Annotated in this window: 32 protein-coding genes; 4 read left to right on the top strand and 28 right to left on the bottom strand. The window is 68.2% G+C overall.

What is annotated here, in order from left to right:
- Positions 1-303 precede the first annotated feature (303 nt).
- Complete coding sequence (locus tag A7U43_RS25005) at positions 304-1,893, top strand: GMC family oxidoreductase (RefSeq protein ID WP_068003735.1); 1,590 nt, start codon at positions 304-306, stop codon at positions 1,891-1,893.
- A gap of 10 nt (positions 1,894-1,903) precedes the next feature.
- Positions 1,904-2,569, top strand: coding sequence for a GntR family transcriptional regulator (locus A7U43_RS25010; RefSeq protein WP_068003736.1), 666 nt, complete (start codon positions 1,904-1,906; stop codon positions 2,567-2,569).
- A 9-nt stretch (positions 2,570-2,578) separates the two neighbouring features.
- On the opposite strand, the gene map is transcribed toward A7U43_RS25010, so the two are convergent.
- The 3 genes from map to secY are packed head-to-tail and all read right to left on the bottom strand — an operon-like array spanning position 2,579 to position 5,291.
- Entirely contained in the window at positions 2,579-3,373 is a 795-nt protein-coding gene (gene map, locus A7U43_RS25015; RefSeq protein ID WP_068000332.1) for a type I methionyl aminopeptidase, read from the bottom strand.
- 26 nt (positions 3,374-3,399) lie between these two features.
- Positions 3,400-3,945, bottom strand: a complete 546-nt coding sequence (locus tag A7U43_RS25020; RefSeq protein ID WP_068000334.1) for an adenylate kinase — start codon at positions 3,943-3,945, stop codon at positions 3,400-3,402.
- 17 nt (positions 3,946-3,962) lie between these two features.
- Positions 3,963-5,291, bottom strand: a complete 1,329-nt coding sequence (secY, locus tag A7U43_RS25025; RefSeq protein WP_068000338.1) for a preprotein translocase subunit SecY — start codon at positions 5,289-5,291, stop codon at positions 3,963-3,965.
- Positions 5,292-5,554: 263 nt separating this feature from the next.
- Between secY and A7U43_RS25030 the strand changes: the two genes are divergently transcribed.
- Both A7U43_RS25030 and A7U43_RS25035 read left to right on the top strand, forming a co-directional pair.
- Positions 5,555-6,469, top strand: a complete 915-nt coding sequence (locus A7U43_RS25030) for a class I SAM-dependent methyltransferase (protein ID WP_068000341.1) — start codon at positions 5,555-5,557, stop codon at positions 6,467-6,469.
- 107 nt (positions 6,470-6,576) lie between these two features.
- On the top strand, positions 6,577-7,488 hold the full coding sequence (locus A7U43_RS25035) for a class I SAM-dependent methyltransferase (protein WP_068000344.1): 912 nt from the start codon (positions 6,577-6,579) through the stop codon (positions 7,486-7,488).
- Positions 7,489-7,495: 7 nt separating this feature from the next.
- Here the strand turns inward: A7U43_RS25035 and A7U43_RS25040 are convergent, their stop codons facing one another.
- The 25 genes from A7U43_RS25040 to A7U43_RS25160 form a co-directional block, all read right to left on the bottom strand.
- Positions 7,496-8,860, bottom strand: coding sequence for an MFS transporter (locus A7U43_RS25040; RefSeq protein WP_068000347.1), 1,365 nt, complete (start codon positions 8,858-8,860; stop codon positions 7,496-7,498).
- A gap of 118 nt (positions 8,861-8,978) precedes the next feature.
- Entirely contained in the window at positions 8,979-9,335 is a 357-nt protein-coding gene (locus tag A7U43_RS25045; protein ID WP_068000349.1) for an STAS domain-containing protein, read from the bottom strand.
- Between the two features lie 31 nt (positions 9,336-9,366).
- Positions 9,367-10,446 carry a glycosyltransferase gene (locus A7U43_RS25050; protein ID WP_068000352.1) on the bottom strand — a complete coding sequence of 360 codons (1,080 nt, stop codon included), beginning with the start codon at positions 10,444-10,446 and terminating at the stop codon, positions 9,367-9,369.
- Positions 10,443-11,150, bottom strand: a complete 708-nt coding sequence (locus tag A7U43_RS25055) for a glycosyltransferase family 2 protein (protein ID WP_068000355.1) — start codon at positions 11,148-11,150, stop codon at positions 10,443-10,445. Before A7U43_RS25055 ends, A7U43_RS25050 begins: the two co-directional genes overlap by 4 nt.
- On the bottom strand, positions 11,147-12,508 hold the full coding sequence (locus A7U43_RS25060) for a bifunctional PIG-L family deacetylase/class I SAM-dependent methyltransferase (RefSeq protein WP_068000356.1): 1,362 nt from the start codon (positions 12,506-12,508) through the stop codon (positions 11,147-11,149). The genes A7U43_RS25055 and A7U43_RS25060 overlap by 4 nt, the downstream gene beginning before the upstream one ends.
- The gene (locus A7U43_RS25065; protein WP_082902308.1) at positions 12,501-13,517 is read right to left on the bottom strand and encodes an acyl-CoA dehydrogenase family protein; all 1,017 of its coding nucleotides are present in this window, start codon (positions 13,515-13,517) and stop codon (positions 12,501-12,503) included. Before A7U43_RS25065 ends, A7U43_RS25060 begins: the two co-directional genes overlap by 8 nt.
- A gap of 63 nt (positions 13,518-13,580) precedes the next feature.
- Positions 13,581-14,219 carry a helix-turn-helix transcriptional regulator gene (locus tag A7U43_RS25070; RefSeq protein WP_068000361.1) on the bottom strand — a complete coding sequence of 213 codons (639 nt, stop codon included), beginning with the start codon at positions 14,217-14,219 and terminating at the stop codon, positions 13,581-13,583.
- Positions 14,220-14,303: 84 nt separating this feature from the next.
- The gene (gene sppA / locus A7U43_RS25075; RefSeq protein ID WP_068000364.1) at positions 14,304-16,073 is read right to left on the bottom strand and encodes a signal peptide peptidase SppA; all 1,770 of its coding nucleotides are present in this window, start codon (positions 16,071-16,073) and stop codon (positions 14,304-14,306) included.
- A gap of 196 nt (positions 16,074-16,269) precedes the next feature.
- The gene (gene rplO, locus A7U43_RS25080; RefSeq protein ID WP_068000366.1) at positions 16,270-16,713 is read right to left on the bottom strand and encodes a 50S ribosomal protein L15; all 444 of its coding nucleotides are present in this window, start codon (positions 16,711-16,713) and stop codon (positions 16,270-16,272) included.
- Between the two features lie 5 nt (positions 16,714-16,718).
- On the bottom strand, positions 16,719-16,898 hold the full coding sequence (gene rpmD, locus A7U43_RS25085) for a 50S ribosomal protein L30 (protein WP_057167049.1): 180 nt from the start codon (positions 16,896-16,898) through the stop codon (positions 16,719-16,721).
- A 2-nt stretch (positions 16,899-16,900) separates the two neighbouring features.
- Entirely contained in the window at positions 16,901-17,566 is a 666-nt protein-coding gene (gene rpsE, locus A7U43_RS25090) for a 30S ribosomal protein S5 (RefSeq protein ID WP_082902476.1), read from the bottom strand.
- Between the two features lie 25 nt (positions 17,567-17,591).
- Positions 17,592-18,008 carry a 50S ribosomal protein L18 gene (gene rplR / locus A7U43_RS25095; protein ID WP_068000373.1) on the bottom strand — a complete coding sequence of 139 codons (417 nt, stop codon included), beginning with the start codon at positions 18,006-18,008 and terminating at the stop codon, positions 17,592-17,594.
- A gap of 2 nt (positions 18,009-18,010) precedes the next feature.
- Positions 18,011-18,550 carry a 50S ribosomal protein L6 gene (rplF, locus tag A7U43_RS25100; RefSeq protein ID WP_068000376.1) on the bottom strand — a complete coding sequence of 180 codons (540 nt, stop codon included), beginning with the start codon at positions 18,548-18,550 and terminating at the stop codon, positions 18,011-18,013.
- A gap of 13 nt (positions 18,551-18,563) precedes the next feature.
- A complete protein-coding gene (gene rpsH, locus A7U43_RS25105; RefSeq protein WP_068000379.1) occupies positions 18,564-18,962 on the bottom strand; it encodes a 30S ribosomal protein S8 in 399 nt (132 codons plus the stop codon).
- 88 nt (positions 18,963-19,050) lie between these two features.
- Positions 19,051-19,236: a type Z 30S ribosomal protein S14 gene (locus tag A7U43_RS25110; protein ID WP_020109913.1), complete on the bottom strand. Its 186-nt coding sequence runs from the start codon at positions 19,234-19,236 to the stop codon at positions 19,051-19,053.
- A 3-nt stretch (positions 19,237-19,239) separates the two neighbouring features.
- A complete protein-coding gene (gene rplE / locus A7U43_RS25115; protein ID WP_068000382.1) occupies positions 19,240-19,812 on the bottom strand; it encodes a 50S ribosomal protein L5 in 573 nt (190 codons plus the stop codon).
- A gap of 2 nt (positions 19,813-19,814) precedes the next feature.
- Positions 19,815-20,132: a 50S ribosomal protein L24 gene (gene rplX, locus A7U43_RS25120; protein WP_068000385.1), complete on the bottom strand. Its 318-nt coding sequence runs from the start codon at positions 20,130-20,132 to the stop codon at positions 19,815-19,817.
- Positions 20,133-20,501, bottom strand: a complete 369-nt coding sequence (gene rplN, locus A7U43_RS25125) for a 50S ribosomal protein L14 (RefSeq protein ID WP_068000387.1) — start codon at positions 20,499-20,501, stop codon at positions 20,133-20,135. It lies immediately after the preceding gene.
- 183 nt (positions 20,502-20,684) lie between these two features.
- Positions 20,685-21,110 (bottom strand): RidA family protein, encoded by a 426-nt coding sequence (locus A7U43_RS25130; RefSeq protein WP_068003739.1) that lies wholly within the window; start codon positions 21,108-21,110, stop codon positions 20,685-20,687.
- Positions 21,100-22,704 (bottom strand): gamma-glutamyltransferase family protein, encoded by a 1,605-nt coding sequence (locus tag A7U43_RS25135; RefSeq protein WP_068000389.1) that lies wholly within the window; start codon positions 22,702-22,704, stop codon positions 21,100-21,102. Before A7U43_RS25135 ends, A7U43_RS25130 begins: the two co-directional genes overlap by 11 nt.
- Positions 22,704-23,060: a Rieske (2Fe-2S) protein gene (locus A7U43_RS25140; RefSeq protein ID WP_068000392.1), complete on the bottom strand. Its 357-nt coding sequence runs from the start codon at positions 23,058-23,060 to the stop codon at positions 22,704-22,706. The genes A7U43_RS25135 and A7U43_RS25140 overlap by 1 nt, the downstream gene beginning before the upstream one ends.
- 37 nt (positions 23,061-23,097) lie before the next feature.
- Positions 23,098-24,543 (bottom strand): aldehyde dehydrogenase family protein, encoded by a 1,446-nt coding sequence (locus A7U43_RS25145; protein ID WP_068000395.1) that lies wholly within the window; start codon positions 24,541-24,543, stop codon positions 23,098-23,100.
- Entirely contained in the window at positions 24,540-25,784 is a 1,245-nt protein-coding gene (locus A7U43_RS25150; protein WP_068000398.1) for an NAD(P)/FAD-dependent oxidoreductase, read from the bottom strand. Before A7U43_RS25150 ends, A7U43_RS25145 begins: the two co-directional genes overlap by 4 nt.
- A complete protein-coding gene (locus tag A7U43_RS25155; protein ID WP_068000402.1) occupies positions 25,781-26,128 on the bottom strand; it encodes a Rieske (2Fe-2S) protein in 348 nt (115 codons plus the stop codon). Before A7U43_RS25155 ends, A7U43_RS25150 begins: the two co-directional genes overlap by 4 nt.
- Positions 26,129-26,192: 64 nt before the next feature.
- A complete protein-coding gene (locus A7U43_RS25160; protein WP_068000404.1) occupies positions 26,193-26,912 on the bottom strand; it encodes a TenA family transcriptional regulator in 720 nt (239 codons plus the stop codon).
- Positions 26,913-26,998 lie beyond the last annotated feature (86 nt).

Raw genomic sequence — 26,998 nt, forward strand, 5'->3', positions numbered from 1 at the left:
CCCTCCCCCTACGGGAGGCCCGACGCTGAACGCAACCGGCTCCCACCGCTGGATTCCACCAGTAATATGCAATATATTGCCGTTACCCCACTACTCGGAGACGATCGATGAACATCCGCACCGCTCTCATCACCTTGACCGAAGCGTCTTCTGCGGCCGCCCTGAGCGCCGGTTGCGCCGGCGCAGCAGCGGAGCCACCCAGGTCATCGCGGCAGCCAATCCGCTGCGCGGCCTCGCCGGCCATTCCTACGGCCGTTCGGTGATCAGCGAAGCCGCGGATGCCACCCGAAGCTGATGCGAAACATGGTGAACCGCAGCATCGATGACCCGGCACGAGAGTACGACTACATCGTCGTCGGGGCGGGTTCGGCAGGTTGCGTGGTGGCCAGCAGGCTCACCGAAGATCCGGACATCGACGTGCTGCTCCTGGAAGCGGGCCCGGCCGACTCCCATCCCGAGATCGCCGAGCCGCCGGCGTGGCCCGCGCTGTGGGGCAGCGCTGTCGATCACGGGTATCGCACTGTGGCACAGCCAGGCACCGGCGGGATCTCCCACAACTGGCCGCGCGGACGAACCCTCGGTGGCAGCAGCGCCATCAACGCCATGGTCTATCTGCGCGGACATCCGAACGATTTCGACCGCTGGGCCGACCGTGGTTGCACAGGATGGGATTACGAATCTGTCCTGCCGTATTTCCAGCGCATGGAATCGGCCCCGGGGCGCGACCCCCGCTACCGCGGTTCGACGGGGCCGATGTTGCCCGCCCCAGCGGCGCCCGAGGTGGCCAATCCCCTCTCGCAGGTGTTCCTCGACAGCGCCGCAGAAGCGGGCTTCGCGCTGACCGACGATTTCAACGGCGCCCATCCCGAAGGTGCCGGCTGGCATGATCTTTCGATATCCGGTGGTGTCCGACAGAGCGCCGCCGCGGCCTACCTGCACCCGGTGCGAGCCGGCCGCCCGAACCTGCACGTGGCCACCGAAGCGCGGGCACATCAACTGCTCTTCGACGGAAACCACTGTATCGGTGTGGAATTCGACCGTGCTGGCCAGCTCGTGAAAGTGCGGGCCCGCGCCGAGGTGGTGCTCAGTGCCGGCACGGTGGATACCCCTCGCCTGCTGCTGCTGTCCGGCATCGGCCCGGCCGGTGACCTCGCCACCGCAGAAGTCCCGGTGCGCCACGACCTGCCCGGTGTGGGTCGCAACCTGCACGACCATCCGCTCTGCGGCCTCGTCCACGAAGCGCTGCAACCGATCCCGGCGGGGCGCACCAATTTGGCGGAGACGTCGATGTTGTGGCGCAGCGACGAAGCGCTTGCCGGCCCGGATATGCAACTGATGTTCATTCACGTGCCCTTCCACCCACCACACCTGTCGGCGCCCGCGAACAGCTTCACGATCGGGTTCACCACGGTCCCCGAGGCGCGCGGCACCGTTCGGCTGGCCGGACCGGATCCGACGATGGCCCCGGTGATCGACCCGAACTACCTCGGCGTGGAGTCCGACAGGAAGCGGATGCTGCACGGGCTGACGGTGGCGCGCGAGATTGCGGCCGGCCGGGCGTTCGCGCCGTGGCGGGGCCGCGAAGTGCTGCCCGGTCCCGACGCCACCGACGACGCGGCGCTGCGCGCGTTCATCGCCCGCGCCACCGGTACGTACTACCACCCGGTCGGCAGCGCCGCGATGGGTACCGGCCCCGAGACCGTCGTCGACCCGGAACTCCGCGTACACGGACTCACCGGCCTGCGGGTGGCCGACGCCTCGGTCATGCCCAGCATCGTGTCGGTCAACACCAATGCGGCGACCATCATGATCGGCGAGAAGGCCGCCGATCTGATCCGCCACCGTAGTGCGACCGAGCGTGCACGAGCAGGTGCGCACCGGCACGCAAACTAAGATCCTGGGCATGCCGGTACCGGGTGAACAGGGCAGACACAAAAGGTCGCTGCTGCGCGAGCAGGCCTACCTGTCGCTGCGGGACGCCATCGTCAACGGCACGTTGGCGCCCGGGGAGAAACTCCGCGACCCGGAGCTGGAGAAATGGCTGGGCATCAGCCGGACACCGATCCGAGAGGCGATGGCGCGCCTGGAGACGGCCGGACTGGTGCACACCATGCCCGGACGGTCGACGGTCGTGTCGACCATAGACCGCAAGGCCGTCCTCGACGCGCAGGCCGTTGCCGCCGCCATGCACGCCCTCGCGGTGCGCATCGCGGTGCCGCTGATGGGCGAGGGCGAGTTCGCCGCCATGACGGAAGCCAACACGGAGTTCGCCGACGCGCTCACCGCGGGCGACCCCGCGGCGGCGCTACGGGCCGACGATCGGTTTCACCAGGTCGCCGTCGAGGCGAGTGCGAACCAGGTGATTCCGGTGGCGCTGGAATCGGTGACCCCGGTGCTCCGACGGCTCGAGTTCCTGCGCTTCTCGTCGCTGTCCGGACGTGAGTCGATCGAACAACACGACCGGATCATCGAACTCTGCCGGCGCGGAGACGCCGATGCGGCAGCGGCGGCCACACAGCAGAACTGGGAGACGCTCACCCTCCTGGCCGCCGACCAGGAGACGCTCTGACCCGGCGGGTCAGAGCGTCAGGATCCGCGGCCCGTCGGCGGTGACGGCCACGGTGTGCTCCCAATGCGCCGCGCGGGAGCCGTCGGTGGTGACCACGGTCCAGTCATCGGCGAGCACCTTGGTGTTCGCGGTCCCCAGGGTCAGCATCGGCTCGATCGCCAATACCGAGCCGATCTCCAGGTAGGGCCCCCGTCCCGGTGACCCCTCGTTCGGCAGGAACGGGTCCATGTGCATCTCGCGGCCGATGCCGTGCCCGCCGTAGCCCGCCACGATGCCGTACTTGCGGTCATCGCGGGACTCGGCGGCACGGGTGCCGACCTCGATCGCGTGGGAGACGTCGGTCAGCCGGTTGCCCGGCACCATCGCGGCGATCCCCGCCTCCATGGACGCCCGGGTGGCCTCGGAGAGCAGTTCGTCGGCCGGGATCAAGGCGCCGACCCCGAAGGTGATGGCGGAGTCACCGTGCCAGTCGTCGAGGATCGCACCGCAGTCGATGGATACCAGGTCACCGGCGACGAGCACCTCGGCGTCGGACGGGATGCCGTGCACGACGCGGTCGTTGACCGACGCACAGACGGTCGCCGGGAAGCCGTGGTAACCGAGAAAGGACGGGACGCCGCCGCCGTCGCGGATCACGGCTTCGGCGATCCGGTCGAGTTCACCGGTGGAGACACCCGGGGCGGCGGCCTGCCGGACGGCCTTCAACGCGGCGGCCACCAGCGCACCGGCGGCCGCCATGGCGTCGAGCTCACCGGGACTGCGCTGGGGGACGACCTTACGACGCAGGCCCGGCACGCTGATCACGAATGGCCGATCATGACGGGTCCCGACTACTGGCCGAGCGCCTGCAACGCCCGGGCGAACACCTCGTCCAGGGTGCCGACGGCTTCCACGGTCTTCAGTTCGCCGGCGTAGTAGTCCAGTAGCGGCGCGGTCTCGGCGTTGTACACCGCCATCCGGTTACGGATGACCTCTTCGGTATCGTCCGCGCGGCCGCGGCCCTTGAGCCGCTCGAGCAACTCGTCCTCGGACACCCGGAACTCCAGCACCGCGTCGAGCTTCAGGCCGCGCTTGGCCAGCATCTCCTTGAGCGCCTCGGCCTGCTCCACTGAGCGCGGATATCCGTCCAGGATGAAGCCGGAGGCCGCATCGTCATGGTCGATACGGTCGTCGACGAGCGCGTTGGTCAGGGTTGCGGGCACCAGGTCGCCGGCGTCCAGGTACTTCTTGGCTTCCACACCGAGCGGGGTGCCGGCGCCGATGTTGTGGCGGAACAGGTCACCGGTCGAGATCTGCGGGATGCCGAGCTGGGCGGCGAGCTTCTCCGCCTGGGTTCCTTTTCCGGCACCGGGAGGTCCGAGCAATACGATTCTCAATTTCGGCGAACCCTCTCTCACTTCAAGAAACCTTCGTAGTTGCGCTGCATCAGCTGGCTCTCGATCTGCTTCACGGTATCCAACCCCACGCCGATCATGATCAGCACCGCGACGCCGCCGAAGGGCAGGTTCTGCAGGGTAGCGCCACCGCTGCCGGCCTGCAGCACCACGTTCGGGAGCACCGCGATCACGCCCAGGTAGATCGAGCCCGGCAGGGTGATGCGGCTCAGCACGAAGCGCAGGTAATCCGCGGTCGGCTTGCCCGGGCGGATACCGGGGATGAACCCGCCGAACTTCTTCATCTCGTCGGCCCGTTCCTCCGGGTTGAACGTGATGGAGACGTAGAAATACGTGAAGAAGATGATCAGGCCGAAGTAGAAGGCGATGTGGACCGGGTCCGTCGGGTTGGACAGATGGTTGGCCACGAACGAACTCCACCAGCCGGTGCCCGGATTGTCGCGACCGCTGTCGATGAGCTGGGTGACCAGCTGCGGGATGTAGATCAGCGAGGACGCGAAGATCACCGGGATGACGCCGGCCTGGTTGACCTTCAGCGGGAGGTAGGTCGAGGTACCGCCGTACATGCGCCGGCCCACCATGCGCTTGGCGTATTGCACCGGGATGCGGCGCTGCCCCTGCTCGACGAACACCACGCCGACCAGCACGGCCAGCGCTCCGACGCAGACAAAGGTGAACACCATGCCGCCACGGGCATCCAGGATCGCCTTACCCTCGGCGGGGATGCGGGCCGCGATACCAGCGAAGATCAGCAGCGACATGCCGTTGCCGATTCCGCGCTCGGTGACCAGCTCGCCCATCCACATGACCAGGGCGGCGCCCGCGGTCATCACCAACACGATGACGATCAGGCCGAAGATCGACGAGTCGTCGATGATGTCCAGGCTGCAGCCCTGCATCAGGCCACCGTTGGCGGCCAGCGCCACGATGCTGGTGGCCTGCAGGATCGCCAGGGCGATCGACAGGTAACGGGTGTACTGGGTCATCTTGGCCTGCCCGGCCTGACCCTCCTTCTTCAGCTGCTCGAAGCGTGGGATGACCACGGTGAGCAGCTGCACGATGATGCTGGCCGTGATGTAGGGCATCACGCCGACCGCGAACACCGACAGCTGCAGCAGCGCGCCACCGGAGAACAGGTTGATCAGGGAGTAGATCTGCGCCGAGTCACCGCCGCTGACCTGCTCGATGCACTGCTGCACGTTCGGGTAGTTGACACCCGGCGACGGGATGGTCGCGCCGACGCGGTACAGAATGACCAACCCGAGGGTGAACAGGATCTTGCGCCTGAGGTCGGCAGTCCGCAGCGACGAGATGAAAGCCGAAAGCACTCTTCCTCCTGCGCAGCCGACTTCAATCGCGCGGCGTGCAAATGGGGCTGGGTTGATCCAGCGTTTGGTTAAGTCTCGCGCAATCTACCTGCAGGTTCACTGCCTGCAGAGTCGCGCGTCAAACAGTCTACGAGAGTAACAGCTCCAACCCGCACCGCCCTTGTCCGCAGCACCCAGTCGTTGACGCGGTCAAGGGCGAATCGAAGCGTACAGTCGAGGGTGTTCATTACATCAGCTAATTAAATTGTGCAGAGGAGACCACCATGGCCCGTACCGACGGAGACACCTGGGACCTGGCGTCCAGCGTGGGCGCCACCGCGACGATGGTGGCGGCGGCCCGCGCGATGGCGTCGGCGGCGCCCGAACCCGTGATCAACGACCCGTTCGCCGCTCCCCTGGTCCGGGCGGTGGGCGTGGACTTCTTCACCAAACTCGTCGACGGCACACTCACCGCGGCCGACCTCGGCGACGACCCACAGATGAACATCGCGCACTTCGCCAACGGAATGGCTGCGCGCACCCGCTTCTTCGACGACTTCTTCGTAGAAGCCGTGGCATCGGGTGTGCGGCAGGCCGTCATCCTGGCCGCCGGACTGGACTCCCGCGCCTACCGCCTCCAGTGGCCCGCCGGCACCGTGGTGTTCGAGATCGACCAAGCCGAGGTGATCGAGTTCAAGTCCCGGACGCTGACCGACCTGGGCGCGCAGCCCACCACGGACCGCCGCGCCGTCGCGGCCGATCTACGCGACGACTGGGTGAGCGCCCTGCGCGCGGCGGGCTTCGACCCGGCGGCGCCGACGGCATGGATCGCCGAAGGCCTGTTCGGCTACCTGCCGTCCGAGGCGCAGGATCGGCTACTCGACCAGATCACCACGAACAGCGCAGCCGGCAGCCGCGTCGCCGCCGAGGCCGTCCCCGGCACCGGCGACATCGACCAGGAAGCCCTCACCCAGCGGATGAAGACCGTGACCGACCGGTGGTCCTCGCACGGATTCGACCTGGACTTCAGTGAGCTCGTCTACCTCGGGGAGCGCACCGACGCCGGCACGCATCTGACCGAGCTCGGCTGGCAAACCTCCTCCATCCCGACCAATGATCTGCTGGAGAAGTACGGCCTGCCCCGGCTGGCAGACACCCAGCCCGTCGCGCAGGCCGAATACATCACCGCGGTGAAGTGAGGGCACGGTCCGGCCGCGACCGCAATGCTGGAAGACTCAAAAAATATCTGGCCGCGACGCGTGGGCCAACGAACCCACGGGAAGGTGAACCGAGATGAGGACGCCGCATGGCACGTTCTGAGGGTGACAGCTGGGACCTGGCCTCCAGTGTGGGCGCGACGGCCACCATGGTCGCGGTGGGGCGCGCCATCGCCAGCGCCGACGAGCACGGCTTGATCGACGACCCGTGGGCCGCACCCCTGGTCCGCGCGGTCGGCATCGAGGCGTTCACCATGATGGTCGACGGGAAGATCGACATCGCCGAGGTGGCCCCGGAGGCCGCCGCGCAGGTCAAGTCCAATATCGACGAGATGGCGGTCCGGACACGGTTCTTCGACGACTACTTCATCGCCGCCGGGGAATCCGGCATCCGCCAGGCGGTCATCCTGGCCGCCGGCCTGGACTCCCGCGCCTACCGGCTGCCGTGGGCCGACGGCACCGTGGTCTACGAGGTGGACCAGCCCGACGTGGTCGAGTTCAAGACCCGCACACTGGCCGATCTGGGCGCCTCCCCCACCGCCGAACGCCGGACCGTGCCCATCGACCTGCGCGAGGACTGGCCGACGGCGATGCGGGCGGCGGGCCTGGACCCGAACCGGCCCACGGCGTGGTGCGCCGAGGGGTTGCTGATCTATCTGCCGCCCGAGGCGCAGGACCGGCTGTTCGACAACATCCACGCCCTCAGCGCACCGGGCAGCACAGTCGCCACCGAATTCGTGCCCGGTCTCCGGGATTTCGATCCCGAGCAGGCGCGCGCATCGACGGACGCCTTCACCCGGCTCGGGCTCGACATGGACATGCCGTCGTTGATCTATCACGGTGAACGACAGTCCGCGGCGGACTATCTCGCGGGCAAGGGCTGGCAGATGACGGGCGTGCCGCGTACCGAATTGTTCGCCAGGTACGGCCTGCCCAGACCCGAATTCGGTGACCGGGACGTACTCGGCGAGATCGTCTATCTCAGCGGCACCTTGCCCTGATCAACGGCTAGGAATCTGCGTAGTCCAACTGACGGGGCGCCGCCGCGGTGCCCGGGGTCTCGGTTCCGGTGATCGGACACCGCGCGGTCTCCGGAATCCCGGCCAGCGCCACCGCTCCGATCGCACACGCGGCCATCATGTAATACGCAGGGACCAGGTTGCTTCCGGTGACACCGACCAGCCAATCGTTGACCGCCGGGGCGGTGCCCCCGAAGATCGAGGTGGACACGTTGTAGGCGATGGCGAATCCGGCGAAACGCACCTGGGTGGGGAACATCGCGGGGAAGGTGGCCGAGATCGTGGCCAGCTGCGGCACATAGAGCAGTCCGAGCACCGCGAATCCGAGGATGGCGCCGCCCACTCCAGTGCCCATCACCAGGAACATCGGGACACCGGCCACGAACAGTCCGATGAGCGAGAACCACCAGAGCGGCTTGCGGCCCAGCCGGTCTGAGAGCATTCCGGCGAACGGAACAAACACCATCATCGCGACCATGCCGATGATCGGCACCACCAGTGAGAGATTCGCCGACAGTCCGATGGACTGCTCCAGATAGGTGGGCATATACGTCAGCAGCGTGTAGTTGACCACGTTCAGTGCCACCACGAGGCCACCGAGCCGCAGGATCGGGCGCCAGTACCCGGCCACCAAATCCTTGAACTGCCTCGATGTGGTGTCGGCAGTGTCGTCGGACTCGGCGAGGTCTCGGAACACCGGTGTGTCCGCCAGCCGCGAACGCAGGTACACGCCGACCAGGCCGAGCGGTGCGGCGACCAGGAACGGTAACCGCCAGCCCCATTCACCCATCTGATCCTCGGTCAGCAACAGCGAACACCCGAGCATCAGGCAGGCGCCCAGGGAGAAGCCGGCCAGCGTGCCGAATTCCAGGAAACTCCCCAGAAATCCGCGCCTGCGCGACGGTGCATACTCGGCCATGAACGTCGCCGCGCCACCGTATTCGCCGCCGGTGGAAAATCCCTGGACCATGCGGAGCGCCACCATGAGAATCGGTGCCCAGGTACCGATTGCGGCGTAGGACGGAATCAGACCAACGCACAGCGTCGCACCCGCCATCAACAGGATGGTCAGTGCCAGAACCTGTTTTCGCCCGATCCGATCACCGAGCGGCCCCCAGACCAGGCCGCCGAGCGGGCGCACCAGGAAGGACACCGCGAATGTCATCAGCGCGAGCAGCGTTGCGCGCTGGGTGTCACCGGGGAAGATGGCCGCCGAAATGTACGTCACACCGTAGGCGTAGATGCCGTAGTCGAACCATTCGGTGGCATTGCCGATCGCCGAAGCCGCCACCGCCCGCTTGACGACCCCGGGAGGCGGCGCCTCATCGACATCCGCCCTGGAACCCAACGTCATGCCCGCCTCTCTGGTGACTGCCGCATGTGCGGTGCGCGCGCCAACACCTCACGCACCGCAACCCTGGTGGCGTGCCCGGCTCCACGCCGGGCTAAACATCGAGGGGCCGGGTCCGGTTTCAGTCGCGTAGCGCGGCCAGCGCCTCGCCGAGTTCGGCAAAGACACTCACCATATCGGCGATGCCGATCAGCTTGAGGTGCCGGCCGATCGCCGGCCCGTCCGCGACGATCGCCACCCGCACCGACGGCGCCAGGTCGATGTGCGCGGCGACGAGGACGCCCATCCCCGATGACGCAAGGAAGTCCACCGCAACGAGATCCACCACGATGGCCGCGGGTGCCGCCGCGGCCGCGGCGGCAATCGCCTCCTCCAACTGTGGTGCCGTGAGGGCATCGACGGTTCCGCGGACCGCGACCACGGCGGCACCGTCGATGCGGCGCACTTCGATGACGCAACGGGACGGCTGGCTGGTCATGGTCGCCTCGCCTCTGCAGCAGAGCGATCACTCATCGAGAAACCTCCAGTCCGTTTGTGCGCCGGGCCAGCATCAGCAACTGTTCGTAGCCGTCCACCGTCCGGTCGCTGCTCAACCGCATGCGCGCCGACGTCCCGATGCTGTCGCGGTCTTCCCGCAGCACCGAATCCAGCACGGCGGCCAGGCGCGTGGGTTCGTCGTCCCCGGCCGGGACCAGCCGGCCGCCGGGCAATGCGACGACCTCGGGCAGGCCACCGCGGCGCAGGCCCACCACGGGGGTCCCACACATCTGGGATTCCGCGGCCACCAGGCAGAAGGGCTCTTCCCAACGGGGTGTCACCAATGTCGCCGCACTGTGCCCGTAGAGCTCGGCAAGACCTTTGTCATCAAGTGCACCAACGTATTCCACCCGCGGCCCAAGGACTGGACGGATGACACGATCGAACCATTCCGGGTCACTGACCGGTCCGGCCAGCCGCAGTACTCGACCACAGCGGGCCGCGGCCGCGATGGCGATATCGGCACCCTTCTCCGGGGTGAGGCGTCCGGCCCAGGCCAGGTCGGTACCACCGGGGCCCACCGGGAAGGCCGCGGGATCGACACCGTTGTGGATGACCCGCACTCCGGTCAACGTCTCCCATTGGGCGCGCAGCGCCGCACTGACCGCCACCAATTGTGACGTCGGGCCGGCCAACCAGGCACCGATCTCCATCCACGGAAACGGCGGGGTGTGCAGTGTGGTGACCATCGGCACCCGCAGGGACGAACTCAACGCCAGCGGCAGCTGATGCAGACTCTGGTTGACAACGGCATCGATATCGGTGCGGTTCAGCAGATCTCGCACGACTGCCAGGTAGGCGACCTGGTCGTCGAGGAAATCCGGTTCGGGCAGGTTGGGGTCGCCGGAGGCGACCGTCGACAACTCCGGGGTGTCCGGCATGACATGCAGGTCATCGGCGAGCCCCGCGGCGGTGCCCGCACGTGCCCACAACTCCACGTGGTGTCCCCGGGCGCGCAGTCCCCTGGACAGGATCGCGGTGAAGCGTTCCTGTCCGCCGGCGTAGGGCTCGGCCACCGGGTTGCGTGACGGCCCGATCACGGCAATCCTCACTGCGCCGCCTCGGCGTCCAAATCGGCGATGTAGGAACCGAATCCGCCGCTCACCCGCGACTCACTGCGCCCCGACGTGAGCACGCTGGTCTGGTGGGTGGCGATCCAGCGCGGCGTGCTGTCGCGGATGCGGTCGACGAGGCCAACATCCTCCTGACTCTCGACGTCGGGAAAGCCCCCCGCGCGCAGGTAGACATCGGCGCGGAATCCGAGATTGGCGCCGTGCACATGGTCGTGTCCCTCGCTCAGATCGTGATCGCGCAGCCACCGCTGGTAGAGCTGCGGGCTGAGATCCGCGGGTGTCACGGTGCCGATCACCGCATCCTGGCCCGAGTCCGCGAACTCGACCTGTCTGCGCAGCCAGTCCCCCGGCACCACGGTGTCGGCATCGGTGCACGCGATCCACAGCGCGTCGGGCTCCACGCCCGCGCGGCGGGCCCTGCTGATCGCCGCCGCGACGCCCGAGCGGCGCACCGCGCCGATCCGGCCGGCGGCACTGGTGAGCACATGAACGTCGAAGGCGCCCACGATCTCTGCGGTGTCATCGGTGCAGCGGTTCAGCACCACGGTGACACCGCAGGAGACCCCAGGGGCTCCGGCGCGCAGCACGGACATGCTGCGTTGCAGGCTGTGCAGGCATGCCGGGATATGCGCCTGCTCATCACGGGCCGGCACCACCACCTCGGCATGACGAATGGGCGTCATGAGGCACCGCGGTATTCGCGGTAGACCGAGACGGGCTCGCCCCATACCTCCACCACCAGGTCGACATCGGTGTAGCGGGCCCGCAATGGCAGGTCCAACAGCGCGGCGGCCTGCGCGTGCACGGCGGCGCCGTCGAGCGGGATACCTGCGGTGCGACCACGCCAGTGCGCCAAAACGATCTCGCCGCGGGCGGTCAGCTGCCTGCGCACCCGGCGCAGTGTCGCGGTCAGCTCGAGGCCATCGAGAAAATATCCGATCTCGGAGAGGATGATGGCGTCGAACGTCTCCTCGGGCAGATCGTCGGGGACGGCCCCGCAGATCCACCGGACCGTGTCGGTCCGGTTCCTCGCGACGTCCAGCGCGCGTTCGCTCGCATCGATGGCCACCACGGTGTCGGCCCGGCCGGTCAACAGTTCCGAGAGTTGCCCAGTGGCACAGCCGACTTCCAGGATCCGCTGATAGCGTTCCCGTCCCAGGCAGGCCAGCACCAGCTCAAGTCGGCGCCGCTCGTAGGCGAAGTCGTCGAGGTGCCACGGATCCTGCTCCCCCGACACCATCATCGCGTCGAACGGTTCGGCGATGACAGCGCGTGCGCGCCCGGTCTGCACGGCCGCGTCGACGCGCTCGGCGAGATCGCTCGCCGCGGGCAGCAGGACCGTCTCGAAGGTCCGGTGGGCACGGTCGAGCACCGACGATCCGAGGATCGGCAGACCGTCGTCGGACTGCAGTTGGCTGGTGTAGCAGGCCAGCGCCGACCTCTTGGCGCTCAAACCCGGCAGCGACGGTGCCAGTGTCCGTAGCCGAGACCAGTCGATGTCTGCCGGAGTCGCCCAGTGCCACAACCAGATCGGATAGTTGAGCAGTACCGCCGACCGCTGCCGTGCCGCTGCCTCGGCGGCGCGGGCGGTGGCATCGTGATCGCAGTGACCGTCGCACTCCACCGGGGCGAACACCACGGTGCGCTCGTCGATCAATCCGGCCAGCCGCCGGCGCAGGTCATCGTGTGACGTCTCCAGTTCGCCGTCGGGCAGATCCCACCACAGTGTGGCGATCTGGCCGCCGAGCACCGCGATGGCGCGATCCCCTTCGATGCGGCGCGGGGTTGCCGCCGGACCATCTCCCCCGTGGGTGAGGAAGACCACGGTGACATCCGCGCCCGATGCACTCAGGTCTGCCAGTGTTGCTCCCAGCGACAGTGTTTCGTCATCGGGATGTGGCGCCACCACGAGGATGTGTGGGCACCGCGCGGTGATCGCCGCCAGATCGAGTCGCGGTACGGTGTCCCACTCCGCGTCGAGCAGCCAGGTGGGCTCGTCGGTCCCGCTGTCCCGGTGGGTGAACGGCCGGGCCTCAGTCATGGTCGTACCCCGCAGCGGCGGCCGCGAGCTCGCCGAGATGGGCCAGATCGCGTTGCCCGTGGTGCTGTCGCAGATACACGCCCAGGTCGGCCACCCGCCGGGCGTAGGGCTCCTCACCGACAAGTGGGCCGGGGCCGAGCAGGTGCCCCGCGGTGAGCATGACGTGTTCGCACACCCGGGCCACGGTGGCCCGTACCCGCTGCGCGAGCAACATCGGGTCGGCGGCGCCGGCGTCGATCGCCTCGGCGGCGTGGTCCAGACCGGTCGCCGCGCTGAACATGCCCTCGTCGACGCCCCCGAACTGCGCAAGCGCTATCGGGTCGGCAGCCCGTTCGGCCAGCCTGGACACCATGCGTTCGCGAAACGCCAGGGCGATGCCGTACCAGACGGCTGCCACACCTATCCCGCCCCACGCGAAACCCGGCCGCTGCACATACCAGCCAGGGTGCCCCAACGGCACGGCGGGCAGCTCCCGCACCTCGATGGGTCCGCTGGGTATACCGGCCAGACCACGCGAGACCCACCGGGTCGGCACCACGCTGACGTGTTCCGGGTCCAAGCGGACCGCGAATGCCTGCTGCCCCCGCCCGGCAACCTCGGCGGTGATCACCGCATGCGACAGCTGCCCGGCCAGGGAACACCAAGGCTTGGTCCCCGTCAACGTCCAGCCGTGCTGATCGCCGATCGCCGTCAGCCCCATTCCGGGTGCATGCGCGGCGTAGACGCCCCAGGTGGAGCCGCGGTCCGCACCGATCGCGGTGATCTCGGGGCCGACGCCGGCCTGCCGCAGGATCGCGTGCGCGTCCAGATGGGGTTCGACGACGCGGGCCAGCGACGCGTCGGCAAGGCCGAGGGTGGCAAGGGTGCTCAGATACTCGTGGGTGCGCCCGTCACCGGGCCGGTACTGCAGGTCGGACAGCTCGGTGGCGACGGCGAGCGCCGCGGAGACCTCGAAGCACCCACCCTCGGGCAGCCGTGACCGCAGTCGTTGATCGATGAGTGTCCGCACCCTGTTCAGTCAACGCCTCGGCCCGGCGGCGAACTACACCCTTAAGGGTGTGATCCCAGTGCCTCAGGGCCGTACCCGGGCCGTGTCGGGCCGGAAATCGTGTTCCAGGCCCCAGGCGACGGCCTGCGCGCGCCGGGTCACCCCGAGTTTGCGATAGGCCGAACGCACCACCGACTTCACCGTGTTGATCGACAGGTAGCAGATCTCGGCGATCTCGTTGTTCGTTCGCCCCTGGGTGATCAGCGCGAGGACCTCCGCTTCACGGGCCGAAAGGCCGGCGTGCCGACCGGGCCACGGCATGGGCATCGACATGCTGCCGTCGCCGCGTTCGACGAGCGTCTCGCCGGCGTGGATCCGCTCCAGGGAGTCGACCAGGCGGTCCACCGGCAACGACTTGGCAAGATAGCCGCTGACCCCGCCCGCCATCGAACGGTCGATCAGCAGCTGGTCAATATTCCAGGAGTACACCACAACTCGACCGATATGCGGTCGGTCGACGAGGTCGCTGACGTCGGTGCGGTCCCCTTGCGCGGCGGCGAACGTATCCCAGATCGCGATATCGACCGGGCTGTGCACATCGGTCCGTAGGTCGAGTTCGACGATGCGCAACCGGTCACGGTAGGGCTCGAGCAGTGCGGCCAGACCGGCGACGATCAGTTCGTAGTCGTTGACGATGGCCAGCCGCACGGGCACAGCGCTCATGGTGCCTGCCTTCCGTTCGACTCACCTGCACCGACCCGACCACGATAGACGCAAGCCCGATCGCCGGGGGGCGAGCAGCCGGCATCAGAACCTGAGGTCGCCCAGCCATAGTGCGTGAGCCCCGCCGATGGAGCGTTCCGCCTGGTCGAAGGCGCCCGCCACCGAACTGCTCAGCAGCGCGCCGAGCGCATGGGGCACCGACGCCGCGGCCGGCTGGGAGGACGCCTTGGGCCTCAGCATGTCGCGCACCGACGAACCCGGGTAGTTGACGATCCGGACGTCGGTTTCGGGCTCGAGGCCGGCGCGAACCTTTGCCCGGTCGATCGCCGTACGCAGCCCGCCGAGTTCGTCGACCAGTCCCCGTTCTCGGGCGTCCGCACCGGTCCACACCCGGCCCCGCGCCACCTCCTCGACCGCCGCCACCGCGAGGCCACGCCCGTCGGCGACCCGTTGGACGAAATCGGCGTAGAACAGGTCCGCCTCGGCCTCCACATGCGCCTGCTGCTGCGGGGTGAAACGCTCGTTGCTCGACCACGCGTCGGCATTCGCGTTGGTGCGCACCGAATCCGAGCCGACACCCAACTTGTCCTTGAGCTGACGGGACACCAGTTTGCCGGTCACGACGCCGATCGAGCCGGTGATGGTGCCGGCGTTGGCGACGATCTCGTCGGCCGCCATCGACACGTAGTATCCGCCGGACGCCGCCACCGCGCCCATCGATGCGATCACCGGTTTGCCGGCTTCGGTGGCCCGAACCACCTCCCGCCAAATGGTTTCCGAGCCGGTGACCGACCCGCCCGGACTGTTCACCCGCAACACGATGGCCGACACGTCGTCGTCGGCGACGGCTTCGCGCAGTGCCGCCGCGATGGTGTCACCACCGGCACTGGAGTTCCCGAACGGCAGCATCTGCGGGCCGCCCCGGCCACTGACGATCGGACCGTCGAGGGTCACCACGGCCACCGTCGGCTTGGTCTTGCGGCCCGGGATCGGCGGAGCAGGTTTGAAAGAGTTCGCCTTGGCGTACCGGGACAGGAACAGCCGTGGCGGCGCATCGTCGCCATCGGCTTGCGCCGGGGCGCCGGTGAGCTCGGCGATCCGCGCGTAGGCCTCGTCACGGAATCCGATGCGGTCGACCAGCTTTGCCGACACCGCGGCGTCCCGCAGCAGCGGCGCCTGGTCGGCGAGCGCGTCCACGGTGGCGGTGTCGAGATGACGGGACTCGGCGACCGCGTGCAGCACCTGCGCGTGCAGGCTGCCGATCAGCGCGGTGTCCGCTTCGCGGTGCGCGTCCGTATAGCTGTCCTGGGTGAAAAGGTTTGCCGCCGACTTGTATTCGCCGCGGGCCACGAACTGCGCCTCGATCCCCGCCTTGTCCAGGGCGCTGCGCAGGAACAGCGCGCTGGTGGCGAATCCGATCAGGCCGACCGTGCCCGAGGGCTGCATCCATACCTCACCGAAGGCCGAAGCCAGGTAGTAGGACAACGTTCCCGGGTAGGTCTCCGCCCAGGCCAGGGTGGGCTTGGCCGTGCCGAACAGCGCGATGGCGTCCCGCAACTCCTGCACCGGACCCGGCGCCGCGGCGGACAGCTGGATCCGCGCGATCAGCCCGGCGACCCGGTCGTCCTCGGCGGCGCGGTGCAGCGCGTCGACCGTTTGCCGCAGCGTCAACGGCTTCCCGCCGAGAGATATCAGCGCCAGCGGATCGAAGCCGAGCGACTCGGGCGGCGCGGACTGCAGGTCGAGCTCGAGCACACAGCCGTCGGGCACACCGTTGTGACGGGCGGTGTCGACCTTGCGGACCAAGGACTTCAGGTCGTCGGGACCGGGCAGGCTGGGGAGGAATCCGAACATCTTCCGAGCCTACCGGCGGCGACGGCCTGCGCCGGTGGTCGACTGAACCCAGGTAGGCGAACAGGCGCAGCGAGCGCCCTGGCGTCAGCCAACTCGACGCTCACCGGCATCTGGCTGAACTCACGGAGATGGACCCGCGCGGCCGGGCAACGCAAAAGGCCCCTGCCGAAGCAGGGGCCTTCGCGGTCAGAGACTTCTACAGCTCGGTGGCCGAACCGCCGGCGGCCGTGATGGCCTCGCGCGCGGAGCCGCTGAACTTGTTGGCCGTGACGTCGACCTTGACGGACAGCTTGCCGTCGCCGAGGACCTTCACCAGGGTGTTCTTGCGAACCAGACCCTTGCCCACCAGTTCGTCGACACCGACGGTGCCGCCCTGCGGGAACGCCTTGGCGATATCGCCGACGTTGACGACCTCGTAGGCCACCCGGAAGCGGTTCTTGAAGCCCTTGAGCTTCGGGAGCCGCATGTGGATCGGCATCTGGCCACCCTCGAACGTCGCGGGGACGTTCTTGCGGGCCTTGGTGCCCTTGGTGCCGCGACCCGCGGTCTTACCCTTGGAGCCTTCACCGCGGCCGACGCGGGTCTTCTTCGTCTTCGAGCCGGGGGCCGGCTTCAGGTCGTGCAGCTTGATGACACTCATGATTCCTAGACCTCCTCGACCGTGATGAGGTGATGCACGGTCTTGATCAGACCCCGGGTCTGAGCGTTGTCCTCACGGACGACGGACTGGCGGATCTTCCGCAGCCCCAGCGTGCGCAGGCTTTCGCGCTGCTTCCAGCGTGCGCCGATGGTCCCGCGCACCTGGGTGATCTTGAGTTCTGCCATGACTATGCCGACCCCTCACGCGCGGCACTGGCGGCCAGCGCCTCGCTTTCGCGCCGGGCCTTGAGCATGCCGGCCGGCGCCACATCCTCGATGGACAGGCCACGACGGGCCGCCACCTCTTCGGGCCGCTGGATCATCTTGAGTGCGGCGACGGTGGCGTGCACCACGTTGATCGCGTTATCGCTACCCAGCGACTTGGCCAGGACGTCGTGCACCCCGGCGCATTCGAGCACGGCGCGGCAAGCACCGCCGGCGATGACACCGGTACCGGGGCTGGCCGGACGCAGCATCACGACACCGGCCGCGGCCTCACCCTGGACCGGGTGCACGATGGTGCTGCCGATCAGCGGCACGCGGAAGAAGTTCTTGCGAGCTTCCTCGACGCCCTTGGCGATGGCGGCCGGAACTTCCTTGGCCTTGCCGTAGCCGACGCCGACCATGCCGTTGCCGTCACCGACGATGACCAGCGCGGTGAAGCTGAAGCGCCGACCACCCTTGACCACCTTGGAGACGCGGTTGATGGTGACGACGCGCTCGATGTAGTTGCTCTTCTCACCGCGGTCGTCGCCGCGGCCACGGCCGCCACGATCGTCACGGCCTCGGCCGCCGCGATCTCCGCGGCCGCCGCGATTGTCCTGCGCCGAACCGGCGCCAGCCTGGTCGGCCATCATGCAGTCCTCTCGTTGTCAGTCATCAGAATTTCAGCCCGCCCTCGCGCGCGGCATCGGCCAGCGCGGCGATCCGGCCGCCGTAGGTGTAGCCGCCACGGTCGAACACGACCGTCTCGACACCGGCTGCCTTGGCGCGCTCGGCGATCAGCTGACCGACCCGCACGCTCTGTGCCTTCTTGTCGCCGTCGACGGCACGCACATCGGGCTCGATGGACGAGGCCGCGGCGACGGTGACGCCGGCGAGATCGTCGATGAGCTGGACGTGGATGTGCCGGGACGACCGGTTGACCATCAGACGCGGGGCGTCGGCGGTGCCGGAGACCTTCTTGCGCAACCGGGCGTGCCGACGGATCCGCGCGACCCGACGGGTCTCGGAGATGTTCTGCCCCACCGGCTTGTGCTTCGCGCCGGCGGCTGCATCAGTTTTCGTGGAAGCCATGGTTACTTACCTGTCTTTCCGACCTTGCGGCGGATCTGCTCACCCTCGTACCGCACGCCCTTGCCCTTGTACGGGTCGGGGCGGCGCAGGCGGCGGATGACCGCGGCGATCTGGCCGACCTTCTGCTTGTCGATGCCCGTGATCGAGAACTTCGTGGGTGTCTCGACCGCGAACGTGATGCCCTCGGGCGCTTCGATGAGGACCGGGTGGCTGTAGCCGAGCGCGAACTCCAGGTTGGCACCCTTGAGCGCGACGCGGTAGCCGACGCCGAAGATCTCCATCTTGCGGGTGTAGCCCTCGGTGACACCGGTGACCAGGTTGGCCACCAGGGTGCGGGACAGCCCGTGCAGCGAGCGGCTGCGCCGCTCGTCGTCGGGGCGGGTCACCACGATGGCGCCATCGTCGTTGCGCGAGACCACGATCGGCTCGGCGACATCCAGGGTCAGGGTGCCCTTGGGCCCCTTGACCGACACGTTCTGGCCATCAATGGCCACATCGACCCCGGCAGGAACCAGGACCGGCTGCTTTCCAATACGCGACATGTTTTTCGTTCCCCTACCAGACGTAAGCGAGGACTTCGCCGCCCACGCCTTGTCGAGTTGCCTGGCGATCGGTGAGCAGACCGGAGGACGTGGAGATGATCGCCACGCCCAGGCCGCCGAGCACCCGAGGCAGATTGGTGGACTTTGCGTAGACCCGCAGACCGGGCTTGCTCACCCGGCGCAGGCCCGCGATGCTGCGCTCCCGGCTGGGGCCGTACTTCAGCTGCACCACAAGGGCTTTGCCCACGCGGGCATCCTCGGTGCGGTAATCGGAGATGTAGCCCTCTTTCTTGAGGATCTCGGCGATGTTCGCCTTGATCTTCGAGTGGGGCAGAGTCACCTCATCGTGGTACGCCGAGTTGGCGTTACGCAGACGCGTCAAGAAGTCTGCGATGGGATCGGTCATCGTCATGACAGCCGGTTCACCTTCCTTGCGGCGGTTCCCATGTGCTCATTGCTCACAGTGGGCCTTCCGAAATTTGTATTCGAATGAATGCTGGTTACCAGCTGGACTTCTGGACACCGGGCAGTTCGCCCGCGTGCGCCATTTCGCGCAGGCAGATCCGGCACAGGCCGAACTTGCGGAACACTGCGTGCGGACGACCGCACCGGTTGCACCGGGTGTATCCGCGCACCGCGAACTTCGGCTTCTTGTTGGCCTTGTTGACCAGAGCCTTCTTTGCCATTGCTCAGTTCTCCTTGAACGGAAAGCCGAGGGCCCGCAGCAGCACTCGTCCTTCGTCGTCGTTGGTCGCCGTGGTGACGACGGTGATGTCCATGCCGCGGGGGCGATCGATGGAATCCACGTCGATCTCGTGGAACACCGACTGCTCCGAGAGCCCGAAGGTGTAGTTACCGCTGCCGTCGAACTGCTTGGGGCTCAGGCCACGGAAGTCGCGGATACGGGGAAGCGCGATGGAGACCAGGCGGTCCAGGAACTCCCACATGCGGTCGCCGCGCAGTGTCACCCGGGCGCCGATCGGCATGCCTTCGCGCAGCTTGAACTGGGCGATGGACTTACGTGCCTTGCGGATTTCGGGCTTCTGACCGGTGATCAGGGCCAGGTCGTTGACCGCGCCGTTGATCAGCTTCGCGTCGCGGGCGGCGTCACCGACACCCATGTTGACGACGACCTTCACCACGCCGGGGATCTGCATCACGTTGGCGTAGTTGAACTCTTGGTTGAGCGCGTCCTTGATTTCCTCGCGGTAGCGCTGCTTGAGCCGCGGCTGCACCTTGGCGGCGTTTTCTACTGTGGTCATTCTCAGATGTCCTTGCCATTGCGCTTGGAGACCCGAACCTTCTTGCCCGACTCCTCGTCGACGCGGTAGCCGATGCGGGTGGGGTTGCCGTCGGAGTCGATGACCATCACGTTGGAGACGTGGATGGCCGCCTCCTGCGTGACGATGCCGCCGGAGGAGGCGCCGCGCTCGTTCTGCGACTGCGCGGTGTGCTTCTTGATCCGGTTCACGCCCTCGACGAGGACCTTCTCGCGGGACGGGTACGCCTCGATGACCTTGCCCTTGGCGCCCTTGTCCTTACCGGAGACCACGAGCACGGTGTCACCCTTGTGCACCTTCATTTACAGCACCTCCGGGGCGAGCGAAACGATCTTCATGAACTTCTTCTCACGCAGCTCGCGGCCCACCGGGCCGAAGATGCGGGTGCCGCGCGGATCGTTGTCCGCCTTGATGATGACGGCGGCGTTCTCGTCGAACTTGATGTAGCTGCCATCGGCACGGCGACGTTCCTTGACGGTGCGCACCACGACGGCCTTGACCACATCGCCACGCTTGACGTTGCCGCCCGGGATGGCTTCCTTGACGGTCGCCACGATGATGTCGCCGATGCCGGCATAGCGCCGCGACGAGCCACCGAGAACGCGGATGCACAAGATCTCCTTGGCACCCGTGTTGTCGGCGACCTTCAGCCGCGATTCCTGCTGAATCACTCGATCTCCTGACCTGGTTATGTGTGCACGGCAGATACCGACCTGACGTGCGCGGTCTTTGTCACCCCGAGAGCACGCAGGGTTTTCTCACATGAGAGAACCGAGGTCTGCCCCAGGCAACCCCTAGAGTCTAGGGGACGACCTGCGCAGAGCCAAATCCCAGCTCATCGGGGGCGGCACGGGTCAGACGACGGCGGCGCTGAGCTCCACTTCGACGGGCGCCCCGGACGGTAGGGCACAGACCCCGATCGCGCTGCGGGCGGGCAGCGCGGCGACGCCGAGTTCGGCCGCCAGCACGGCGGAGGCGCCGTCGGCGACCGCACTGAGCGCGGTGAATTCGGGCGTGCAGGCGATGAACACCGTCATCCGCAGGCAGCGCAACGTCCCAGGTCCCGGCATCGCCGCCCGGGCCGCGCCGAGCGCGTTGCGCGCCGCGAGCCCGGCCGCCGCGCGCGCCTCCTCGGCACTCAGGGTGGCCCCGACGACACCGGTGAAGACCAGCACACCGGCGCGTCGGGGCGTCATACCCGCGGTGTGGATGACGCCGTCGTGGCACACCGCGGGCACATAGTCGCCCTGCGGGGCGGGCACCGCCCAGTCAGTCGACACCGAGCGCCACACCCTCCTGGCGGGGGTCGGCGGCACCGCTGAGCACACCCCGCTCGTCGACGGAGATCAGCTGGGCGCTGCCGCCGGCACCGTGATCGGGTTGCACGACGAGGCGGTGCCCGAGAACGGCCAGTTCGTCGCGCACCGCAGCGGGCAGGGCGGCCTCGACGCGCAGTTCGTCGGGGGCGCCGACGACGTCGGCGTCCGAACCCGGGAAGACGGTGAACCGGGGTGCCGCCACCGCTTCGGCGGGATCACGGCCATGGTCGAGGAGGTGGGAGATCAGCTGCATGTTCCACTGCACCTGCCCGTCGCCGCCCGGGGTGTTGCCGACGTGCTTGAGCGCACCCGCGTCGTCGGTGACGATCCAGGCGTTGAGCGTGTGCAACGGTTTCCGGCGCGGTTTCACCTCGTTGGGATGCCCGGGTAACAGGTAGGCGCCTCGGCCGAGACGGTTGTTGAGCACCACCCCGGTGCCCGGCACCGTGAATTTCGCGCCGAAGGTGAACGCCAGCGAATGGATGAAGCTGACCGCCCGGCCGTCGGCATCCACCGCCACCGTCGAGGTGGTGTCACCCGCCGCGACCGCGATCGGGCCGCGGACTTCGGTGCGGGCGTCGAGATCGCGGCGTTGCGCGTCCAGGCGTTCGGCGGTCAGGATGTAGTCGGCACCGTCGCGACGATTATCGCTGCCGCACAATGCAAATCGGTCTACAAACGACAGTCGGGCGGCGCGGGCGAGCCGGTCGATGCCGGCCGCCGACAGCCAGTCGGCCGCAGCGAGGACGCCGTCGCACAGCGCCGCCTGCTGCAGCACCATCCAGCCCGGCGTCGGCAGCGGCGTCTGGTGCAGCACCGCGCCGGCGTAGCGCCCGGTGACGGCGCGCTCCGGGGTCACCTGCGCGCCCGCCGCCCATTCGTCGCCGCTGAACGGCGCGCCGCCGGCCTGCAACGCCGCCACGGCGCGTTCGGCGAACTCGCCGGTGTAGAAGCTCACCGGGTGCTGCGCCAAGGCACGGATGGTGGCCGCCAGCGCCGGTTGCGGCAGCCTGCGCCCCACCGCGGCGGCAACACCGTGCGGTGCATAGATCTCGGCAAGTCCGGGATCGGCGGCGACCGCGCGGGCCGCCTCACCGACATCACCGGCGGTGCGCGCCGAACAGGGCAGCCCCTGCTCGGCGATACGGGCGGCCGGTTCCCACAGCTCCGGCAGCGACCGGGTGGCCCCGCCGTCATGCAGTGCCGCCAGCGCGGCGGGAGCGCCGGGCACCGCGACGGCCAGCGGGCCATCCAGCGGTATCGCGGTAAGGCCTTGCCCGGCATAGAAATCCGGGGTACCCCCGTCGGGACCGAAACCGGATCCGTTGACGGTCCACACCCGCCCGTCGGGTTCGCGGACCACCGCGAAGGCGTCGCCGCCGATACCGCACTGGCCGGGCAACGTCAGCCAGGTCAGCCCGGCCATCGCCAGGGTCGCGTCGATGGCGTTACCCCCGTCGGCCAGCACCCGGGCACCGGCCAAACTGGCCGCCGGATGACTGCTGCTGACCATGCCGCCCGCCGACAGCGCCGGCGGCCGAGGCGCCGCGTTCATCACAGCCCCCGGCGGGCCCGGCGGGTCGGGCCCGCGGGCGCCTCCCCCGGCTCGACACCGACGAAGATCTCGCCGTCGCGTTCCTGGCACGGGAAGGTCTTGATGGGTTCGGTGGCCGGCGGGCTGATCGGTTCGCCGGTCTCCAGGTCGAACGCACTGCCATGACAGGAGCAGCCGATCCCGTCGTCGCGCAGCTTGCCCGAGGACAGCAGGCAGTCCAGATGGGTGCAGTAGTTCGACGTCGCGTAGGCCTTGCCGTTCAGCCGTGCCACGGCGAACTCGTGATCGCCGGAGTAGAACCGGCGGACTATCCCCTCGGGCACCTGCCCGGATCGCGCTACCCGAACGAATTCCATTGTTGCTCTCCGTGTTTCTGTGATGACCAAGGAAGGGTCAGGCGTCGAGATAGACGGTCTTCTCGGCCAGGTAGAACTCCATCATCGAGGCACCGGCCTGTTCCTTGAACGTCGCCGTCGATGATGCCTTGTACCCGCCGAACGGCGCATTCATCGCCATCCCGGTGGTCGGTTGATTGATCTTCACCAACCCAGTGCGCGACCGGCGGGCGAACGTCTGCGCGGTGGCCAGGTCCGAGGTGACGATGGCCGCGGACAGCCCGAACTCGGTGGCGTTGGCCAACTCGATCGCCTCCTCGAACGAGCCGGCACGCTGGAACGCCAGCAGCGGGCCGAACACTTCTTCGGTCACGATGCGCATCGTGGGGTCGGTGTCGGTGAACACCGCGGGTCGCACGAAGTGGCCGCCCGGGCCGCCGGCCACCTCCACGGTGGTGCCCCCGCAGCGCAGCCGCGCACCTTCGGCGACACCGGTGGCCACGTAGTGCGCGAACTTGTCGAGTTGCTGTGCGCTGGCCAGTGCCCCCATGTCGACACCGGCGTCGCAGCCGGGGCCGACCACCAATGCGTCGGTGCGTCGGATGACCCGCTCGACCAGGTCGTCGTGCACCGCGTCGGTCGCGATCACCCGGCTGGTGCCGGTGCAGGCCTGCCCGGACAATCCGAAGGCGCCCTTGACGATCAGGGCCGCCGCGCGGTCGAGGTCGGCGTCATCGGCGACGAGCACCGGGTTCTTGCCACCCATCTCCAACTGCACCCGCCGGTGCGGCCCGACCTGGGCATGGATCGCCCGACCGACCCCGGTGGAACCGGTGAACGTGACCGCGGCGATCCGCTCGTCGGCCGCCACCGCGGCGCCTGGGGCCCCGTCGCCCTGGACGAGCGCGATCACCGACGGCGGCAACCCGCCGGCCAGCAACGCCTCGACGAGACGTTGCCCCATCAGGGGGGTGATCTCGGACGGCTTGAACAGCACCGGGTTTCCGACCGCGAGAGCGGGGCCGAGCTTGCGCGAGGGGATGTTGAGCGGGAAGTTCCACGGGGTGATCGCCCCGACCACACCGACGGGTTCGCGCAGCGTGTACAGCAGGGTGTCCCCCACCGCCGGCAGCGTCACCCCGGCGCAGCGGGTCGCCTCGGCGGCGTAGTACCGCAGGTTGGCCGGTGTCCGACTGACCTCCATGGTGGCCTCGGCGACTGTCTTGCCCTCCTCGCGCACCAGCTCGGCGATCAGCTCGGGCGCGCGCTGCACCAGCTGGGCCGCAGCCGATTCCAGGATCGCCGCGCGGCGCTCGGGTGCGGTCGCCGCCCAACCGGGTGCGGCCTTCACCAGCCCGTCCACCGCGTTGGCGACGTCCTCGGGGCCCGACGCCGGGAAGTTCCCGATCACATCGGTGGGGTCGGCCGGATTGGTCCGGGTGAAGGTGTTTCCCGAGCGGGCGGGCACCCAGGCGCCGCCGATCAGGTTGAGTCCGGTGATCACCGCTGCACCTGCGTTTCTTCGTCGATGTCTGCGTACGCGAGGTCCCACAGGTCGATGTCCTCGTCGCACAGGGCCGCGATGTCGACATCGCGGCCCAGCAGTTCCCGCACCGCCATGATGTCCTCGCCGCGGTCGATGGCGAACGCGCCGCACACGGTGGAGCCCTCCAGATAGAAGCCGGTGAAGTCCAGCGCGCCGACATCGCCGCGGATCACCGGATCCCCGGTGGCCACGCCCACGAATTGGAGGTTGCGGCCGTGCTGATCCGACCAGAACCACGGCGCATCATCGGAGACGGTGTCGCGGCCCAGCATCGCGTTGGACACCGCGACGCCCTGCCTGCTGGCGTTGTCGAAGTGTTCCGAGCGAATGTGGCGGCCCGCCCGCGCTGAATATCGGCGGGCCACATCACCGGCGGCGTAGATGTTCGGGATGCTGCTGCGGCCCGACGCGTCCACCACGACGCCGTCGCGCACGTGCAGGCCGGAGGCCTCGGCGGCGGCGGTGTTCGGTGTGATGCCGATGCCGATCACGACGGCGTCGGCCTCGAAAGGCGTTGCGCTGCCCGATACCTCGATCACCACGCCGTCGCCGGTGGTCCGGATGCCGTCCAGCTGCACGCCGGTGCGCAGATCCACGCCGTTGTCGCGGTGCAGCCCGCTGACGGCCTGGCCCATCGCCGTTCCGAGGATGCGGGCCAGCGGCACCGGTACCGATTCGAACACGGTGACCGCCACCCCCGCCGCGGCCGCGGTGGCCGCGATCTCCAGACCGATGAAACCCGCGCCGACGATGGCCAGCCGCTTGCCCGGTACCAGCACCCGAGCCAGCGCCACGGCATCGTCGAGGGTGCGCAGGTAGTGCACCAGGTCCGGGCGCGGACCCTGCACCGCCACCCGGCGCGGACTGCCCCCGGTCGCGAAAAGCACTGCGTCGGCGGTGATGTCGACTCCGCTGTCCAGTGCCACGGTGCGGGTGCCGGGTTCCACCCGGGCCACGCTGGTTCCGGTGAGAATCTCTATGTCGTTGTCGGCGATCCAGCTGGGCCGCAGAATCCACAGGGCCGACTCGCTCTCGGTGCCCGCCAGAAATTCCTTGGACAGCGGCGGCCGCTGATAGGGCGCGTGGGGTTCGTCCCCGATGAGCACGATGCGGCCGTCGAAGCCCTGCCGGCGCAGGTTGCGGGCGGCGACGGCGGCGGCCTGGCCGGCGCCGACGGTGACGATGGTGCGCGGTGTCATGTCCGCGCCTCCTCTGCGGTGCGGGCCGGCACGGTTTCCGGCGCGAGGTTGACGTAGATGGTGCCGTCGTCGTCGACGCGCACCGGGTAGGTGGGCTGGCACCGATCCTGATCGGCCTCGTGGCCGGTCTCCAGGTCGAACTGCCATTGGTGGCCCGGGCAGATCACCTTGCCGTGCAGCAGCGTCCCCTTGAACAGCGAACGATCTTGGTGCACACAGAGATCGGCGAAGGCATACACCCGCCCTTCGGTCTGGAACAGCGCGATGGCCAGACCGTCGACCTCGACCCGCAGCTTGCGGCGTCTGCCCAGTTCTCGTGCGGTGGCGACCGCGGTCCACTCCATGATTCTCCTGTCCGATCCCGGCACGCCCGCGCGTGCGTGGCTGGCGAGGGCGCGCCGAGGTCTCTCAGACGCCGGCGGGCTCCAGCTCGGGTGCGACATAGGTGTCGTACAGACCCTTGGTGTAAGAGAACCGCATCTCCGCGCCCCAGCGCACCATCTGCAGGCAGCGCTGCTGCAGCGCCACGGTGTCGGCGTGGTCCAGCACGATCTGGTAGCCGCGTTCGCCGTGCACCACATCGGAGGTGATGTGCAGATCGAAGAACTCGATCTCGTCCTCGGTGAACTTGTAGACCTCGCGCAGCGGCACGATCTGCTTGGTGTAGATGCTGGGCACCTGCGATTCCAGACCCACCACCAGCGCGGCGGTGGCCACCACGAAGTGTTCGCGCTGCGACACCGCATAGCACCAGGACTGCAGGCCACGGGTGATGGCGTTCATGTTGTTCGGGTCCTCGATGCGTTCCTTGGTGGTGCCGCACGCCTCGCCGAACTTGATCAGCAGGTCGGTGTGCCGGATGTCGGCGAGCTCCTCCTCGTACATGTTCTGCAGCGTGAAATCCTTCGCGCCGGTGAACTCGTCGGGGGTGTTGGAGTAGATGTTGGCCAGGTAATCGGCGAACGGTCCGACGTAGTGAAAGTGGTTCTCCGCCCAGCGCGCGAAGTGGTGGCGCTCCAGCTGCCCCTCGGCCCACGCCTTGGAGAAGGATGCGTTCTTGGCCTCACGGCCCTTGATGGCGTTCTCGAGTTCGGCGCGGAACTCGTCCCGGCCCAGCAACTCAGTCATGGATTCGATCCCTTCGATCTGTTGATTTCGCGAAACCACCGACTTTGAAGGGTGTTTCGCATCTGATGGGGCTGCAAGACGCCGCT

The sequence above is a fragment of the Mycobacterium adipatum genome, from assembly GCF_001644575.1.
In the GTDB taxonomy this organism is placed as follows: Bacteria; Actinomycetota; Actinomycetes; order Mycobacteriales; family Mycobacteriaceae; genus Mycobacterium; species Mycobacterium adipatum.